This window comes from Sediminibacterium sp. FW305-C-49, from assembly GCF_058231085.1.
This window is the reverse complement of sequence record NZ_JBIQXS010000002.1, coordinates 1086966-1105173: the sequence shown is the minus strand read 5'-3', so window position 1 is coordinate 1105173 and position 18208 is coordinate 1086966. Positions and strand designations below refer to the sequence as shown.

Genomic DNA, 18208 nt, shown 5'->3' with positions numbered 1-18208 from the left:
CAGGCGAGACAATCCGGTTCACGAAGTCTAACAGAAATGTCGGGCTTTTTTATTTGAAGCAGTCCGTTTTATACAGAAAAATCAAAATACATATCGTTCCTTGTACATATTTCGATTAGAGAACTCAGCGAACGGCCACACATTGGAAAGTTACTCATCAATTTTACTGCCCGATTATTCAGTGAAGAATTAGTAAGGTTCAAAGGAATTGATACAACATTAGCGAAAAAACCAGATTTTGAATGACACTTTTTATGCAATAGATTTGATTGTACAATGAGGCATTGATTAAAAATTTTGTTTTGAAAAAAATCATCCCCCATATCCTTTTTTTGCTTTTAGTTCATCATGCATATGCTCAGAATGTAACGCTCACCAAAGGTGAAACAATTGCGTATTTGGAAAAGAAATTTAAAGAAGTAGACGGTACTATTGTGAGAGACAATATAAATGAGTATAACTATTCAAATTTTAGCCTTCGTTTTGAAAATGGGAAAATAATCACCAACTTCAGCCATACTACTAAATGGATAGGCAAGGCAACGCCACCGAGTTTCACCAGTGAGGAATTTAAATTTAATCCCATCTATATAACCGGCTTTGAAATATACTCTTTGAATACTCCGGATTTTCTCGTTTTGCGAATTAAATTATCAATTCCGGCCAATTATATCCAAACCAACAGCAACGGAAGATTTCCGAGCAATACCAATGAAGTAAGTATTCCATTTGTCGGAAATCGGAATGATAAAAGTAACGGCGAAAAAATAAAGAAAGCCTTCTTACACCTTCAAGCGCTGTTAAAAGCAGAAGACGATCCATTCGGATAGCGGCTAGCGATTTTTCATTCTCTGATGGGTCTACTTTTTTGAACGTTCCCCGCTGAGTTTGTGATATATACACTCTTCGTAGCAGTTAACGTTGCGATGCCACATACGAAAATGTCACAAACTGTATTTTTTAACTGATATATCGGTACATCATTTCTCAAAAAATCTCCCGATATCAGTTGCTATATCTCATATTCTGTCCCTGGCCAACAGCTTTATTCCTTCACTATATCCCGCTGTCATACAAACTATTTTCATTACTTAAATCCCTATTAAAGCCCTATCAATACCCTATCAAACAGCTATTAATTACCATCTTCTAGTGGTTGGTTATTAATAAGTTTTTAGTAGCTTTTTAATTGATTTTATATATTTTTTACATATATTGTATCTGCGAGTCTCCCCCCTACTAGCTACGGATCAGCTATTGATTAACCACTAAATACTTTCGTATGGCTGTACTTAAGAGCCTTTCCGAGTTTGAGGGAAGCATTGGCAATATCATTGCCTACAAACGTCGTGACAGCGACAAAACATTTTTACGTACCAAAGGAGGTATCAGCAAGAAAAAAATCAAGAACGACAAAAACTTTGTGCGCACAAGAGAACTGAATGCAGAATGGAGCGGCTGTGCAAAAGCAGCGGCTATGGTAAAAGATCTTTTTCATCATCAGCAGTCGGTTACCGATTTCAATCTTTCAGGTCCGCTTACGGCTATTACCAAAGAAATACAACTGCGCGATCCGTTGCATCAGCGTGGTGAAAGAGCCATTCTCTTTTCACGATTCGGTAATATCCTGGAAGGGTTTCAGTTAAACCGTAAAAACACTTTTGAAGCTGTTATCAGGGGAAATATAGATGTACAGTTTCAGAGAGCCGAAGGTAAAGCCATCATTCAATTACCGGAACTCATACCCGATATAAGTTTTAAACCGCCGGTATCTTTACCCGTCTTCAATATCAGGCTATCGCTGGGTACACTGCCCGATATGCTTTTCATAGACAAGCATTATGCTATTGCCGATCATGCCACAGCACATTACCAGCTCGTTACGCATTATGCTACTCCCTGGTATTATACCGGTGATCGCATACCTGCACAAACAATTGAAATGGCTTTTCAGGAGCCACAAAAAATGGGGCCACATGATCTGCTGGTACTAACCATTTCTGTAAATTTTGGTACCCCTGTTACCAATGAATTGGTAAAAACGAGTAAACATACGGGGGCAGGGAAAATATTAAAGGTGAACCTGGGTGGGATGTGAGATCTCAGATCTCAAATGTCAGATATCAGATGTAGGATTTTGCTGCGCAATGTCGCCAAGGAACGAAGTTCACAGGAAACCTTTGGGGAATGCTGCACTCGCTTTTACTTAGGACAGATAAAAATTAATCACTCATGCGGCCGGGTTATCACGATGATTAGCATTAAGTTTCCAAATCCTAACCCACCCTTACCAAATACTCATCTCCTCTTTTAAAGCAATTATATTTATACAGTTTTGTTTTAAAATGATACAGTATGAAATCACTGCTTATTTATTTACTGTTTTGGGTCATCTGTTTTTCTACGGATGCACAGCCAACTAGTGATACAGTTCTAAAAAACACTTTTTACAATGAGTGGACCAGAATAATGGAATCAGACCCGAATGATCATTGGTGGAGACATGGTGCCAGTCAACGATTCCAGGTATTCGACAGAATGTCAAAGCTGACATCGCCAAAACAGAAACAGGCGGCTCTTACCAGCTTTTATGGCAATGCTGCTTTAACCTGGCTCAATGGGCAGACTGTATTGGAAATCGCCGCGGCTGGTATTAACAAAGCAAACGCAGATTCATTTTTATACCATGTAGTAGTAAATGACAGTATTGAAATTGTTCCCTGGCAGCATCCTTCTGTTTTCAAAACCAATAGCCTGGGAACCTATGCATATCTTGGAAAATTTGAGTCATTACACAAGCTGATTAAATTAGAAATCTATCATACAGGTCAGTATTACGATAAAAAAACAATCTATTATAACAACCTCTATACTCCTGCTCCTGCTATTGCAAAAGTCTTGCTTCGATATAATGACCCTTACTTATTTAATCCACAAAAACAACATTATATTCCACATAAAAAAATTGTACAGATTGGCGGCTATGAATACGAATCTTCTTTTAACAAAAAGCAAGAAATACAACACCGTTCTTTTGAGTGGAGCGATAGTATTAATCATATTAAACTGTCCATAAAACCTACCATACTTAATGAAATGTATTATATGTACCTCCGCCGTTACAGCAACACACATGCCGATACCAGTTTTATTTCCAACCAATGGAACATTTCTTCCTATTCCAAAAACCCGGAAATGATCATTAACGCTTCTTACTTTAAAAAACCGGGGAATTATGAAGTAATTATTACAACAGAAATACCCGAAGAGTTCAACAGAAAAGCCAGCAACAGACAAACCAGCTTATTCTTTTCCGTTAAACCTTCATCTGTTGTACAATTCAATTCAAAACAAGCCATTATGTACACTGCATTTCTTGCTTTTATAGGAGGTACTGGCTTCTTCTATTATCGCGGAAGAAACAAAAGACAACTGGAGAAAAAAACACAGGAAAAACAAATGGCATTAGTACAATTACGTGCAGTGAGATCGCAACTGAACCCTCATTTTATGTTCAATGCCTTATCGGGTATCCAAAACCTGATGAACAAGAATGAAGGAACTAAAGCCAGTAACTATTTATCACGCTTTGCACGTATTACCAGGCATATCTTACAAGAATCTGAACAGGATTTAACAAGCATCTGTGATGAAATAAAATTACTGGAAGATTATTTACTGATGGAACAACTGCGTTTTGGTTTCCAATACAGGATTATAGTGGCAGAGAGTATTGACCAGTCGCATACAGATATTCCTGCCATGTTATTACAGCCCCTTGTTGAAAATGCAGTAAAACACGGCGTTTCCGGGCTTTCTGAAAATGGTCATATAGAGCTCTCCATGATACCCGAAGGAAATACATTGATCGTACAGGTGAAAGATAATGGCAATGGTTTTTCTTCAGACGATAACACAGATGGACACGGACTTAAATTAGTACGGGAACGCATTCAATTACTCAATAAATTGTACCCCGATACTACCATTCGTTTTGATGTATTGTCGACCGAAGGTTTTTGTATTTGCCAGATAGCATTGAACCACTGGATATGAGCATACCATCTTTTATTGTGGATGATGAACCCCACAATATTGAAAACCTTACCCACTTACTGCAAACCCACTGCCCCAACGTAGAAGTAGTGGGTATTGCTGTATCTATTAAAGATGCGCTTATTGGCATTCAAGACCATAAACCCGACTTGCTTTTTCTTGATATCAGATTGAATAATGAAACCGGTTTCGATCTTTTACAGCAAATAGTGTATTCACCAATTGAAGTGATATTCATTACTGCATATGACCAATACGGTGTTCAGGCTATAAAATTTGCAGCACTTGATTATCTGCTGAAGCCTGTTGATTCTGATGAACTGATTAAAGCAGTTCAGAAAGCCACTGAAACGTTATCATACAAAAAGCAAAATGAACAATTACTTTTCCTGGTACAAGAATTATCAGCAGGCAAAACCAAAAAAATTGCACTGCCTACCCAGGAAGCCATCAGGTATGTGGAGCTTGCCTCTATTGTAAGATGCGAAGCCAGCAATAATTACACTTTTATTTTTCTAGAGAACGGCGAAAAAATACTAATCGCAAAAACTTTAAAAGAGTATGCCGATCTATTAGCTCCATCTGATTTTTACCGCACGCACCAATCCCATCTTGTCAACCGATCCTATATCAAAAGCTGGCTGAAAGAAGATGGAGGTAAACTCTTACTGACCAATGGAACCACTATTCCTGTTTCAAGGATAAACAAAGAGAGAATCAAAGGATTACTGAAACCATCCATATGACTCCTAATGCCAGAATAAGGAAACTGGAGTACACCAATAACCCCAAATTCACGATCTGCCGATTTTGTGCACCGAACATCCATTTTTTTGAACTTATATCTGTTTTTTTCCTAATTTCCCTTATACCCGGAATTGCTTCTTCTAAAACCTGCCACAAAATCCATTCTATGCAACCAATGAACAGGCATGATTGTCTGTGTTAATGAATTTGTCTGAAGTGAGCCATTCATGAAAGGAAAAAACAGTTTTAGTCATTTGTTAGGCAGAAAACCCTTTGTTTTTCTGTTATTGCTCTCCTGCCTGGGCATACAGACTGTTATGGGCCAATGTCCACCCAATATCGGGTTTGAAAAAGGAAGTTTTGAAAACTGGGAAACACTAAAGGGGCGTATCGAGAGAGATGGTATCATTAACATGAGTGTAGTTTCACCCGACCCAACCAACCATCGTATCCTGGATGCTTCGGTAAATGGCAAAGAAACAGATCCATTCGGTGGCTTTCCGGTGGTTTGTCCGAACGGCAGTGGTCATTCCGTAAAATTAGGCTACGAACAAGGTGGTCAGGATGCACATGGTCTTCGGTATACATTTACGGTTCCACAAACAAATGCAGACTATAGCCTGATTTATAATTATGCAGTTGTGCTTGAAAACCCAACGCACCAGCCACATGAGCAACCACAGCTATCGGTTAAAATATACAACGTAACAGATAATAAATATGAGGATTGTGGCTCATTTCAATTCATCGCTTCAGCCGACCTTCCGGGTTTTCAACTTGCCAGCGGTTCGAGGCCTAATGTTTTTTATAAAGACTGGGCACCTATTACATTAAAGCTTCCCAACTATGCAGGAAAAACCCTGCGCCTGGAATTCACCGTCAACGATTGTACATTGGGTGGGCATTTCGGCTATGCCTATATCGACATCAATGAAAACTGCGGCACACCCATCACCGGAAACGTTTTGTGCAATAATATTCCCAACCTCACCCTTACAGCACCTTATGGCTTTATGGGTTATAAATGGCTTTCAGAAGATTTTTCACAGGAACTGGGCAAAAACAATACACTTAAATTGAGTCCGGCTCCGCCACCAGGTACACGTTTAGCACTGGAGATTGTACCATACCCCAACCAGGGATGTCTCGATACATTGTACTCGACAGTGATGAAATCAGACGATCCTTTTGATTTCATCCTCAAAGCAGATATGGAAGCCTGTGAAACACCCGGGCTCGATTTGACTAATCCCGCACTAATACAGGGCAGTACAGCAGGTATGGTCTACAGTTATTTTACAGACATCAACGAATCTATCTTTGTATCCAATCCTAAAAAAGTTGTAACTGCCGGCACTTATTATATTAAAGCAGTGAACACCGCTGGCTGTACCGATACCAAACCTTTTAATGCCGTCATCAGGAGAAACCCGGTGGTGAAGGTTGAGCGGGATCATGCAGAATGTATTCCCAATACCATCAATATTACTACACCTGATATTACAAAGGGCAGCGATCCCGGGCTTGTGCTGAGTTACTGGGAAGATGATAAAGCCACGAAAGCCATGACCAATCCTTCGGCTGTCAGTAAATCGGGTTTGTATTATATCAAGGGCGTCAATCAATATGGTTGTACAAGTATTCAACCCATTTATGCTTCCATTACAGCGCCGCCAGTGATCGTCACACATAATTTCACTGTTTGTGGTGAATTAAAACTTTCAGCTGTTAACCCGGTAGCCGGTAGTGATGTAACAGCAACACCCAGTTACTGGAAAGATGAAGCGACCAGCGTTGCCATTCCACCCGATTTCTCCTTTACAAAGACCACTGATTATTACGTAAAACTTACGTCTGTTGCCGGCTGTGCCGTTAAGAAAGTAGCTAAGGTAGTGGTGAATCCACTTCCTGAATTTACCGTTACACAACCAGCATCTGTTCGCATACCACAAACCATTAACTTGGCCAATACGGTACCTGCAAGTACCAACTGGACCTATTCTTACTGGGAAGACAGCGCCACCACCAAACGTTTGATGAATCCGGAAAGAATCATCAAATCGGGTACTTATTTTATCAAAAGCACCAATACCTATAACTGTACCGTTACCAACTCGGTGGATGTAGACATACAGGATGCCATCATCACACCCGCCAATGTATTTTCACCTAATGGCGATGGTATTCACGATAACTGGCATATTCCACTTATTGAATATTATCCCGATTCCCAGATTGAAATCTTTACCCGTAACGGGCAGTCCGTATACCGCTCTAAAGGCTATACGCCTGTTTGGGATGGTAGATCGAATGAAGGTAAAATTGTTCCGGTAGGTGTTTACTATTATGTGATCAAGCAAAATGCCAAACAGAAACATATTTCCGGAACGGTTACGGTAGTTTATTGACAGGAGCTATTAGGCTATTAGCTGCTAGCTTCTAGCTTCTAGCTTCTAGCTTCTAGCCACTAGTAAGAAAAAATATCTACAATGGAAGATTGCATCATTTATATGAAAATGCCTGATCGCTTCCAGCTATCAGCTAGGAGCTAGAGGCTAGAAGCTAATAGCTATAAGCCCAAAATCTCTTCCCCTCATTCACATCTCCATTCCGTATTTTCGCCAACAATCTTTTTCTGCTATGGATGTGAAGATAGAAGCATCATGGAAAGATGTTTTAAAAAATGAATTTACCAAACCCTATTTCTTACAGGTAGTAGCGCACCTGAAAACAGAAAGGGCTACGGGGGCGGTGATTTATCCTCCGGGGCAATTGATTTTTAATGCTTTCTCTTCTACCCCATTTGATACAGTTAAAGTGGTGATACTGGGTCAGGATCCTTATCATGGTGCCGGACAGGCACATGGATTGAGTTTTTCTGTTCCGGATGGCATCAAACCTCCTCCTTCGCTGGTAAATATGTACAAGGAACTGCAAAAAGACATTGGCATGCCCATACCCAACTCCGGCAACCTCAGTAAATGGGCTGAACAGGGTGTACTATTACTCAATGCTGTATTAACGGTTAGAGCCAATGAACCTGCCAGCCATGCAAAAATCGGCTGGATGGATTTTACCGATGCCGTCATCAGAAAAATATCGGATGAAAAAAAAGGCGTGGTGTTTTTATTGTGGGGGCGTTTTGCGCAGGACAAACAGGTACTGATTGATGAGACTAAGCACTATGTATTAAAAGCAGCACATCCCTCACCTTTTAGTGCAGACAAAGGTTTTTTTGGTTGCAAACATTTCAGCAGAACCAATGAACTATTGATGAAGCAGGGACTTTCACCCATCGACTGGAATATTTCAACTGAACACTAATTATCATGAGTCAACCACCAACAGGAACACCCGTCTGGAAACTGATCATCGGAAGACTATTTGCCGTTTGGGCACTGGTATTATTTATTGTGACCATGATTCCTGCCGTGTTGTTTTACCTGCCCTGTTTTTTGCTGGATGATCCCGCAAAAGCCCGCTGGCACAGACATGTTTCGAGGGTGTGGATGTGGATTTATTTACACCTTATTGGTTGTCCGCTCCGCATAAAAGGAAAAGAAAATTTTGAAAAAGGCAGCAATTATGTCGTGATCTGTAATCATAACAGCCTGATGGATGTACCTGTGAGTACACCTTTTATGCCACGCGCGAATAAAACCATTGCCAAAAAAAGTTTTGCCAAAATTCCACTCTTTGGATGGATCTACACTTTTGGCAGTGTGTTGGTTGACAGAAAAAGTGATGAAAGCAGGAGACGCAGTTATGAAGAAATGAAAAAGAAATTATCGATCGGACTGGATATGGTTATTTATCCGGAAGGAACACGTAACCGCAGCAATGATCCTTTGAAAAGTTTTTATGATGGCGCATTCAAACTGGCGGTAGATACAGGCAAACCCATCTTACCCACCATCCTGTTTCACACAAAAGAAGTATTACCCGCCAATATTTTCTTCTACCTCATGCCCCACCATCTCGAAATGCATTTTCTTCCACCCGTTGTATCAAAGGGAAAAACAAGTGCTGCATTAAAAGAAGAATTGTTTGAACTGATGTGGAAGTATTATGAAGACCATAGTTGATAGTCCATGGTTTATCGACTATGCACTATACTTATGCTTCTAAAATCTTGAATTGGAAAATACCCTGCTTCTGTTGATTCTTAAATCGCGGAGAATACCTGATTTCGGGTTGATGGTAATATTAAATGAACGATACAAACCAATAGGTGTAACGTTGATCGACAATTGCCAGCAATGCATTTCACGGGTAATAAACATGCTCAATTGCTGCAGACTTTTACTGGTTACATCGTAACCACCATTGCCCCCCAGCTTCCATTTATCTGTGAGACTAAAATCTCCATTGAATGAAATTGACGAAAAAGTTTCTGTATTAAATCCTGTAAAATCTGGTTTCAACACACGGGTAAAATTCAATGAATAAGAAAGACTAAGTGTCCAGGGAATATTAAAATCTGTAAATTCTGCAGGGTTAGCCTGCGCAAACTGTAATTGTCTTTGCTGCTCTTCAGGTGTCATGAAGGGATCAATCGGAATGTCTTTTCCATTCTCATCCGAACCATCTTTTGATTTACTGGAAAAAGAAGTTGAGATGGCAAGGTTACCGCTGGTAATACGGCCAAATTGCAGTTTTTTGACATCAAAAGCCAGTTCTTTCTGACGGAAACCCTTTGCATCTACTTTGTATGGATCAAGATTCATGCCTGCAGTAATATTGATCTTGTTGAATAAGGTACTGCGTGCATAGAAAGTGAAATTGCCCAATGCGAAACTATCGGCGAGTAAGTTGTAAGATGAGTTGAAGCCAAATCCATCAATCAGTTTGATCTTTTTAGTGGCTTTCCCGGTACTGTCAGCTTTGTCTTTCAGTTTCATCTCTAACAGGTTATCAATACCAAAACCAATTCCACCGAATGCTCCTTCAGAAAACCCCGGGATCACACCTCCCTCAAACTGCGAAAAACGCATTACACGACCTGTGGTATCCACCTGGGTATTGTAAAAGTATTTTGCCGCCATATCGGGGCGGTAGCTGAAAGAAATATTGGGTCTTACCTCATGTCTGATAATTTTTTGATCTTTCGATTTGATGGTATAAGTACCAAAAATCCGCGTATTCATACTGATACCAAATGCCATCTGTCTGGCCGTATAAAAACCACGCTGAATAGTGGTGTCTACTTTTTTTGCTGTACTATTCCAGTTTCTCAGGATACGCTGACCATACCAGCGTTCTTCAAAAGAAACACTGGGTGCTATGGTAATAGGACCTAGTGATGGCAATGAAAGGGTGATGGGAATATTGTGTTGTGCTCCCCACTGTAATGTATCGAGCATTCTTCGAATATTGAATGCTGTATCGTAAAAAGACAACTGGTTCAACAGATTACCACTATAACCAATACCAATTTTTTCATACCATTTTCCAGCACCCACCTGGTCTTTTTGCTGAAACGGATAAAAGGTTACTACGTTAAAGTTCATGGTTGGCAAACTCAGGTTTACCAAACGTGTATTGTTATTCTGGCTATGGTTGGCGTTGAGTGTGAGGTTGTATTTACCTCGCCAGTCCTTGGTATAGCTGATAGATGAATTTAACTGGTTATTAAAATTCTGAACAGGGTTATTCAAAATTAACTGGTTGAACCTGGTGCTACCAAAATTTACATTGGCTGAAAAACTGGTTCCGGGTCTGGCTCTGCTGTCTCTGCTATGCGACCAGTTGATCATGAATGAACTGGTTTTACTAAACTCTTCTTTTGAAGCCCCGCTCCTGTTCAATATCCTTGAATTCTGAATAGTCAGGTTGAGGTTACTGGTAAACTTATAGCGTTTCAGAAACCTCGAATTAAAATTGACCATAAAACCACCATAGGAATATAAATTAGCCCTTGTGGTAAGGTCGAGGTTTTTATTAAAGATGTGATAGTAACCAATGCCCTCCAGTCCCAAACCAAAATCTTCGCTGGCTGTAAAAGCCGGTGCTATAAATCCGGATTGCGGGCCTCTGTACAAAGGAAATATACCAAATGGAATACCAATCGGCATTGGCACTCCTTCAAACTCAGGAAAAGCAGCACTGGATATACCCATTTTGTTGTTGATGATTTTCATCTTACTTGTTCGAAAAGCAAAATGGGGTGTATCGAGGTTACAGGTGGTAAACCTGGCTTTGCTGGCAAAAGCCTCATCGGCACTTATTTTTTTCAGTATCTGTGCATTGACATAAATTTCGCCCTCCTGGAAAAAAGTGTTTTTAATAACACCTTTCGCAGTTTTGAGATTGAATAGAATGGAATCACTAACCGATTTTGTTTCGCCCTGTATCAGTTGAGGCTTACTCAAAGGATTTCCCGTGGAATCAAGCGATCCATATGCTTTTACCATCTGCGACTCCTGGTCGTAGCGAATGGTAGCGGCTTCCATCTGTAAATCTTTATAGTTGGTTTTGGCTTTGCCATAGAGTATAAATTCACGCGTATCAATCATCAATACACCCGAATCCACTGCTGAATAACTGATGGGGGCATCAATTGAGTCTTTGGAAATTCGTAAAGTATCTGTTTTGGTGACGAGAGAGTCGGTTGATTTTTTCTGTGCCAGGCTATCCAATTTTTTTCTGCTGGTATCGCTTATATTTTTGGATGGAACTGTATCCCGCTGCGCAATAGCGGTTCTTGTCTGAAGAAAAAACGGAGCGGCATGACCCTGCGTATGAAATGTTAATATGAGTAAATATCCACACGCTACAATAGGAAGCATGGTTTTTGCGTTAATTTTACAGCGTTTGCGCATATTCACCTGGCAAAAATAGTGTTTGAAGCGTGTAAACCGAACTCTGGTTATAATCCTTTAACGAATTGATATGATGCGTGTAAAATGTGCTGCTTTTGTTTTGTTAAGTTTAGGGATCGGCATTTTCTGTTCCTTTACGTCTGATAAGGGCAAACCTCAGCAAAAACAGGTGCTCCGAAGGATCATCGTTGACGCCGGTCATGGCGGCGAAGATGTGGGTGCCCGTGGCAGGTATTCTACCGAGAGCCAGATTTCACTGGAAGTAGCCCTGAAACTGGAGAAAATGCTGCAGGATGCCTTACCCGATGTGGAGATCATTATGACCCGCAGAACCGATGTTTTCCACTCCGTTATCCATAAAGCCGATATAGCCAATCAGGCAAAAGGCGATCTTTTCGTCTGTATACACGTTAATTCGGCCGCATCACGCCGAAACAGAGAGTTTATTGGCTATAAAACCATAACCGTTAAAAGAAAAGGAAAACTGGTTAAACAAAGGGTAAAAGATTACCGTACCTGGACCACACCCAGTCCGGCCATGGGTACCGAAACCTTTATTTATGGTATCGATAAAACCGATGAGCGCAAAGCGGTAGCCAGTGAGGGATTGGATGAATACCTGGATAGTGTTTCCGTAAAAATTCTGGAAGCACGCAAAAAAACCGATGCCAACGATCCTACCAAAACCATGCTGGCCAATATTCTTACCCAGCAATATTTTCAGCGCAGTGCCAAACTGGCCATGACCATTGAAGAAGAATTTGAGAAAGTAGGCCGTGTAAGCCGTAAGGCCCAGCAAAGAAAAAAAGGTATCTGGGTTTTACAGGCCGTTAACATGCCTGCAGTACTGGTGGAAACAGGTTTTATATCAAATCCAGAGGAAGAAGACTACCTCAACAGCGAAAAAGGGCAGATGGAAATTTGTCAGGTAGTAACCAAAGCCATCCGTATTTATAAAAACTCTCTGGAAAACCAGGCTGGCATTACCGCTGCCGGTAATAGAAAATAAAGCCGCTTTAACAGGCTAATGAGAAGGCCTAAACCCAAGAAACCTTAGTTTTGCGATATGAAGATATCGAACGAAACAAAAGTGGGTGCGCTTACGGCTATTGCCATCACTTTACTGATCCTCGGATTTAATTTCCTGAAAGGCAAAACCTTATTCAAAACCGGTAATTTCATTTACGCCAAATACAACGATACCAAAGGAATCATGGTATCCAATGGTGTATTCATCAACGGCTTCCAGGTGGGTTCTGTATACGATATCGAAAATGCTGATGCCAATCTTTCTGCCATTGTAGTGGCCATTAAACTGAAAGACAACTATAATATTCCCGTTAATTCTGTTGCTTCTATTAAAGAAAACCCATTGGGTAATGCCAGCATCAGTATTAGTCTGGGTGATGCAGCTTCCTATGTAAAATCGGGTGATACCATACTTACCTCTTCCTCTGCGGGTTTATTGGGTGATGTAATGAATAAACTGGGACCTGTGGGCGACCAGATTAAAGCTACCGTAAGTTCGCTCGACAGTGTACTGAAAAACATCAATACTATTTTTGATCCGGCTACTAAAAACAACCTGCAGGGCGTTATTGCCAATATCAATAAAACCACTGCCAGCCTTGTCGTTTCGTCTGCCTCTATTCAAGCCATGCTCAACGAGCAAACAGGTGCTATTACTGCTTCCATGAATAATGTAAACAGTTTCACCAAAAACCTGGCCGACAACAATGAGAAAGTTACCCGTATGCTCAGTAATGTGGAGAAGACCACTGAAAATTTATCGAAAGCTGATATAGATGGTACCGTAGCCCAGTTAAAAACTTCCATTGAAACATTGAACAGTATTTTGGCCAAAGCTTCTTCTACCGATGGTTCATTAGGCAAACTGCTCAACGATAAAACATTGTATGATAACCTGAGTAATACCGTAAGGAGTGCCAATATACTGATGGATGATCTGCGTGTACATCCCAAACGTTATGTAAACATTTCAGTGTTTGGCAAGAAAGATAAAACAGGTCCCTTAATGGCTCCATTAGACTCTACGAAGAATAAACAATAATGCGGATCAGCCAATTTGTTTTTTGCAGTTTGTTGTTGTGCTGTAGTTTACTCACCAAGGCACAAACCAGCAATCCACCCGTTACAGATACAAGTAAAACTGTAACAGGCAGATTATTGGAGCCTTTACAAGCGCGTCGTAATCACATACAAAAAATCGATTCGCTGAACCAGTTTATTTCTTACGCGGGCGATGTGATCATGAAGCAGGACAAGACACTTTTTTATGCAGACAGTGTTGTACTAAACCCTATTACAAACGTATTGGAAGCATTTGGTAATATCCATATCAATGATGCAGACAGTGTACATACTTATGCGCAATACCTGAAATACCTCGCAAAGGAGAAAAAAGCCTACCTGAAAAAGAGGGTACGATTAACGGATGGAAAGAGCACCCTTACAACTGAAGAGCTGGAATATGACGTGACGGTAAAGATTGGCACTTATCTCAAAAATGGCAAAGTGGTGAATGAAAAAACAACACTTACCAGCAAGGAAGGTTATTATTATGGCGACACCAGAGATATTTATTTCAAACAGAAAGTGGTGTTGATTAATCCGGATTATCGCATCAATACCGATACACTGCAATACAATACAGATACAGAGATCGCCACATTTACAAGTCCGACCACCATCCGCAACGATAAAAAGCTTATCATCAAAACACGTGATGGTTTTTATGACCTGAAAAACAAACGCGCCCAGTTATTCAAACGTTCTATTATTGATGACAGTACCTATACCATGACGGCCGATGAAATGGCACTGGACAGTTTGAGTGGTTTGGGAGAGTTCAGGGGTAATGCCGTATATCGTGGTAAAGATTCAGCAAAAGGTTTCGACCTGATTGCCAATAATATTAAAACCAATAACAAAAAGAATTCTTTACTGGCTACACAGAGTCCATTGTTATTATTGAAACAGGATCGCGACTCTATTTATATTGCTGCCGATACTTTTTATTCTGCCAAACTATCTGATCTGCTCAAAATCAAAACCGTACCAAGGGTAAGAGACAGCGTTGATTTTATTTTTTCGCCTGACAGTACCAAAGAAGACAGTACCGATAAATATTTTGAAGCCTATTACAATGTGAAGATCTATTCCGATTCATTGCAAAGCGTAGGCGATAGTTTGTTTTATGCCTTAAAAGATTCTGTGTTTCGCATATTCAAACAGCCCGTCGTATGGGCACAGGAAAACCAGGTAAGTGGCGACACCATTTACATGTACCTGAAAAACAGCAAACCCGAAAGATTATACGTGTTTGAAAATGCTTTGGCTCTCAGCAAAGTAGATAGTTCCATGTATTTTAACCAGGTGAAGGGTAATACCATCAATGCTTTTTTTGACACAACGGGACAAATTCATTTTCTGCGGGCAAAGGGCAATTCAGAAAATGTGTATTATGGGGTTGATGAACAGAAGAATTTTATCGGCGTAAATAAAAATAGTTCTGATGTGATTGAGATTCGCTTCGATAAAGGCAAACCCAAAAAAGTAGTATTAATCAATGCTGTCGATGGCACTATGTACCCGATGCGGCAGGTGAATCACGAAGAACTGAAATTGCGTAATTTCAGGTGGCTGGATAACCGAAGACCCAAGAGCAGGTTCGATATCCTCTCCTCTCAATAAACTATCCCCTGTTTAATCTGTAAATTGCAAGTATGATCTTACCCAGGTTTGTACATACCCGTTTATTGCATCCCTTAAGGCAGTTTATACATGATAGTCGTGCCATCGGTATCACGTTGCTGGTATGTACTGCTGTATCGCTGGTGGCAGCCAACTGGGGAAGTTGGGGTGAAGCCTACAGAACCATGTGGCATATTTCTTTTGACGGCACACTGAACCACCATACCCACATGGGCTTTTTATCATTACCCAATTCACCTTTACTGGTCATCAATGATGCACTGATGGCATTGTTCTTTTTCCTGGCTGGTATGGAAATCAAGCGTGAACTGGTTTGCGGAGAGCTGGCTTCAATTAAAAGAGCGACTCTTCCTGTGGTGGGTGCCATTGGTGGCATGTTCGCACCGGCTTTGTTGTTTGGTTTATTTAACAAAGGCACCGCCTATATGGCTGGCTGGGCCGTTCCTACGGCCACCGATATTGCATTTACGCTTGGTATCGCATCGCTGCTGGGTAAAAGAGTACCGGTCGCATTAAAAATATTTCTCACCGCACTTGCCATCATCGATGATCTTGGCGCCATTGTGGTGATCGCTTTATTTTATGGAGGTAAAATTATATTCGGTTATTTAATCGGTGCTATTGCTGTACTGGCTGTTCTATGGTTCCTGAATAAAAGAAAAATGACATTTGGCATACTACATTGGTTGCTGGGTATTGTGTTATGGTATTGCATGTTCAACTCGGGCATACATGCTACTGTTGCTGGCGTGGTCTTTGCTTTTATGGTGCCCGTTTCTTCACTGGAAAAACTGGAACTAAAATTTCACACACCTGTATATTTCATCATCATGCCCATTTTCGCATTGGCCAATACAGCTATCGGTATTCCTGAAAACAGTTTGCAGGCTTTAAACAGCAGTTTAAGCTGGGGTATTATCATCGGACTTTGTATCGGCAAACCATTAGGCATTACCACCGCCTGTTATCTGTTGGTATCAAGAAAACTGGCAGAACTGCCATCTGGAACGGGCTGGTATAAAATGATAGGTGGCGGTTTACTGGCGGGTATTGGTTTTACGATGAGTATCTTCATCTCAACACTGGCATTCACCAATGCAGCAGAACAGGATATCGCAAAAATTTCCGTCCTGCTCGCCTCACTGATCGCTATGTTGAGTGGGTATATGTGGCTCAAGAAACAGAGAAATAAGAAATAAGAAATTAGAAAGTATGGTTTACTCCTTGTTTCTCATTTCTTATTTCTTATTCCTTATTTCTTATTTCTTATTTCTTATTTCTCTGTTCCCTAGCTCTCTTTCTCCATCATCAGATACGCTTTAATAAAGCCATCAATCTCTCCATCCATCACCGGACCTACATTACCTACCTCGTAATCAGTGCGGTGGTCTTTGATCATTTTATAGGGATGGAATACATAACTTCTGATCTGGCTTCCCCATTCTATTTTTTTCTTGTTGGCATTGGTGGCATTCATGGCTTCCTGGCGTTTGCGTAATTCTTCCTCATACAAACGACTCTTCAGCATTTTCATGGCCAATTCACGGTTCTCGCCCTGTGTACGTGCCTGCTGACATTCCACAATAAATCCGCTGGGAATATGTTTCAGACGAACGGCCGTTTCCACTTTGTTTACGTTTTGTCCGCCACTACCTCCGCTTCGGTAAAAAGCCCATTCAAGATCGCCGGGGTTTACATTGATTTCAATACTATCATCAATCAATGGATATACAAACACCGATGCAAATGATGTATGACGCCTTGCATTGCTATCAAAAGGAGAAATGCGCACCAGTCTGTGTACACCACTTTCTGCTTTTAAAAACCCATAAGCAAAATCGCCATCAAACTGCAGTGTGGCACTTTTGATACCGGCACCATCACCTTCCTGAAAATCGAGTTCAGTTACTTTCCAGCCCTGTTTATCGCCATACATACGATACATACGAAGCAGCATTTCTGCCCAGTCCTGGCTTTCCGTTCCACCTGCACCGGAATTGATTTGCACAATGGCAGGTAACTCATCTTCAGGTTTATTGAGGGTGCTCTTAAACTCTGCATCTTCAATACTGGTCAATGCATTTTCATAAGCCTGTTTGGTTTCTTCTTCAGAAGCATCACCTGCTTTCCAGAAATCGAAGAGTACAGCAAAGTCTTCTACTGCCGATTCCACCTGTTTGTACAGACGGAGCCAGTATTCATTTACTTTAATTTCTTTCATGATAGCCGTAGCACGGGCGTTGTCATCCCAGAAGCCAGGCGAGAGTGAGAGCTGTCGATCGGTATCTACTTTATAGTTCCTGTTATCGACGTCAAAGAAACCTCCTCAGGACAACTACACGGTCCCTTAAAATTTTAATTTGTTCTATTGTCATATTTGAATTTTTGGATGTCAGATGGCAGATATCAGATTTGAAAAAATCCGACATCTGCCATCTGACATCAATACATTTAAAAAACCATAAGCCTCATAAGCCGGATTCTGTTCCAATACCATCATTTATCTGGCCTCAACATTACTGTTGCGATCTTGCTGCCTACCCTGGAACCCTCCCAACACTGCTGTTGGAATCGGACGAGCCGCCCTCAATGATTCCTATACATGGCATTACAGCACCCAAGGTTTACCCGCTCTTACTGTTACCAGTAAAAACCGTGAGCTCTTACCTCACATTTTCACCCTTATCTCGCCTAAGGCGAGACGGTTATTTTCTGTGGCACTTTCTCGTCCCCACACTGCTGTGGGGAGCCGGCTCTTCACCGGTGGGTTGCCCTTTGCTGTCCGGACTTTCCTCCCCTCTCGCCTTAGGCGAGAGAAGCGATGGTTCGGGCTTATGGAAGGGCAAAGG

Annotated in this window: 13 protein-coding genes and 1 other RNA gene; 11 read left to right on the top strand and 3 right to left on the bottom strand. The window is 41.0% G+C overall.

Annotation, left to right across the window (positions count from 1 at the left end):
• Nucleotides 1–302 precede the first annotated feature (302 nt).
• From ACH3Z1_RS12290 to ACH3Z1_RS12260, 7 genes are all read left to right on the top strand, one after another.
• Complete coding sequence (locus ACH3Z1_RS12290) at nt 303–830, top strand: hypothetical protein (RefSeq protein WP_490822273.1); 528 nt, start codon at nt 303–305, stop codon at nt 828–830.
• Nucleotides 831–1282: 452 nt separating this feature from the next.
• Nucleotides 1283–2098 carry a hypothetical protein gene (locus ACH3Z1_RS12285; protein ID WP_490822272.1) on the top strand — a complete coding sequence of 272 codons (816 nt, stop codon included), beginning with the start codon at nt 1283–1285 and terminating at the stop codon, nt 2096–2098.
• A gap of 257 nt (nt 2099–2355) precedes the next feature.
• Nucleotides 2356–4056 carry a sensor histidine kinase gene (locus ACH3Z1_RS12280; protein ID WP_490822271.1) on the top strand — a complete coding sequence of 567 codons (1701 nt, stop codon included), beginning with the start codon at nt 2356–2358 and terminating at the stop codon, nt 4054–4056.
• Nucleotides 4053–4802: a LytR/AlgR family response regulator transcription factor gene (locus ACH3Z1_RS12275; protein WP_490822270.1), complete on the top strand. Its 750-nt coding sequence runs from the start codon at nt 4053–4055 to the stop codon at nt 4800–4802. Before ACH3Z1_RS12280 ends, ACH3Z1_RS12275 begins: the two co-directional genes overlap by 4 nt.
• A 228-nt stretch (nt 4803–5030) precedes the next feature.
• Nucleotides 5031–7211, top strand: coding sequence for a T9SS type B sorting domain-containing protein (locus ACH3Z1_RS12270; protein WP_490822269.1), 2181 nt, complete (start codon nt 5031–5033; stop codon nt 7209–7211).
• Nucleotides 7212–7443: 232 nt separating this feature from the next.
• Entirely contained in the window at nt 7444–8127 is a 684-nt protein-coding gene (gene ung / locus ACH3Z1_RS12265) for a uracil-DNA glycosylase (RefSeq protein WP_490822268.1), read from the top strand.
• Between the two features lie 5 nt (nt 8128–8132).
• The gene (locus ACH3Z1_RS12260; RefSeq protein WP_490822267.1) at nt 8133–8888 is read left to right on the top strand and encodes a lysophospholipid acyltransferase family protein; all 756 of its coding nucleotides are present in this window, start codon (nt 8133–8135) and stop codon (nt 8886–8888) included.
• 39 nt (nt 8889–8927) lie between these two features.
• On the opposite strand, the gene ACH3Z1_RS12255 is transcribed toward ACH3Z1_RS12260, so the two are convergent.
• Nucleotides 8928–11591, bottom strand: a complete 2664-nt coding sequence (locus ACH3Z1_RS12255; RefSeq protein ID WP_490822266.1) for a putative LPS assembly protein LptD — start codon at nt 11589–11591, stop codon at nt 8928–8930.
• A gap of 103 nt (nt 11592–11694) precedes the next feature.
• Between ACH3Z1_RS12255 and ACH3Z1_RS12250 the strand changes: the two genes are divergently transcribed.
• The 4 genes from ACH3Z1_RS12250 to nhaA are packed head-to-tail and all read left to right on the top strand — an operon-like array spanning nt 11695 to nt 16558.
• A complete protein-coding gene (locus ACH3Z1_RS12250; protein WP_490822265.1) occupies nt 11695–12633 on the top strand; it encodes an N-acetylmuramoyl-L-alanine amidase family protein in 939 nt (312 codons plus the stop codon).
• Nucleotides 12634–12690: 57 nt separating this feature from the next.
• Entirely contained in the window at nt 12691–13695 is a 1005-nt protein-coding gene (locus ACH3Z1_RS12245; RefSeq protein WP_490822264.1) for an MlaD family protein, read from the top strand.
• Nucleotides 13695–15338, top strand: coding sequence for an OstA-like protein (locus tag ACH3Z1_RS12240; protein WP_490822263.1), 1644 nt, complete (start codon nt 13695–13697; stop codon nt 15336–15338). Before ACH3Z1_RS12245 ends, ACH3Z1_RS12240 begins: the two co-directional genes overlap by 1 nt.
• Nucleotides 15339–15370: 32 nt before the next feature.
• Nucleotides 15371–16558, top strand: coding sequence for a Na+/H+ antiporter NhaA (gene nhaA / locus ACH3Z1_RS12235; protein WP_490822262.1), 1188 nt, complete (start codon nt 15371–15373; stop codon nt 16556–16558).
• Between the two features lie 89 nt (nt 16559–16647).
• On the opposite strand, the gene prfB is transcribed toward nhaA, so the two are convergent.
• Together prfB and rnpB are read right to left on the bottom strand one after the other, a co-directional pair.
• A protein-coding gene (gene prfB, locus ACH3Z1_RS12230) for a peptide chain release factor 2 (RefSeq protein ID WP_490822261.1) occupies nt 16648–17734 on the bottom strand; the annotation gives its coding sequence in 2 pieces (ribosomal slippage) (nt 16648–17673 and nt 17675–17734; 1086 coding nt in all).
• Between the two features lie 80 nt (nt 17735–17814).
• An RNA gene (rnpB, locus tag ACH3Z1_RS12225) (RNase P RNA component class A) lies at nt 17815–18197 on the bottom strand.
• Nucleotides 18198–18208 lie beyond the last annotated feature (11 nt).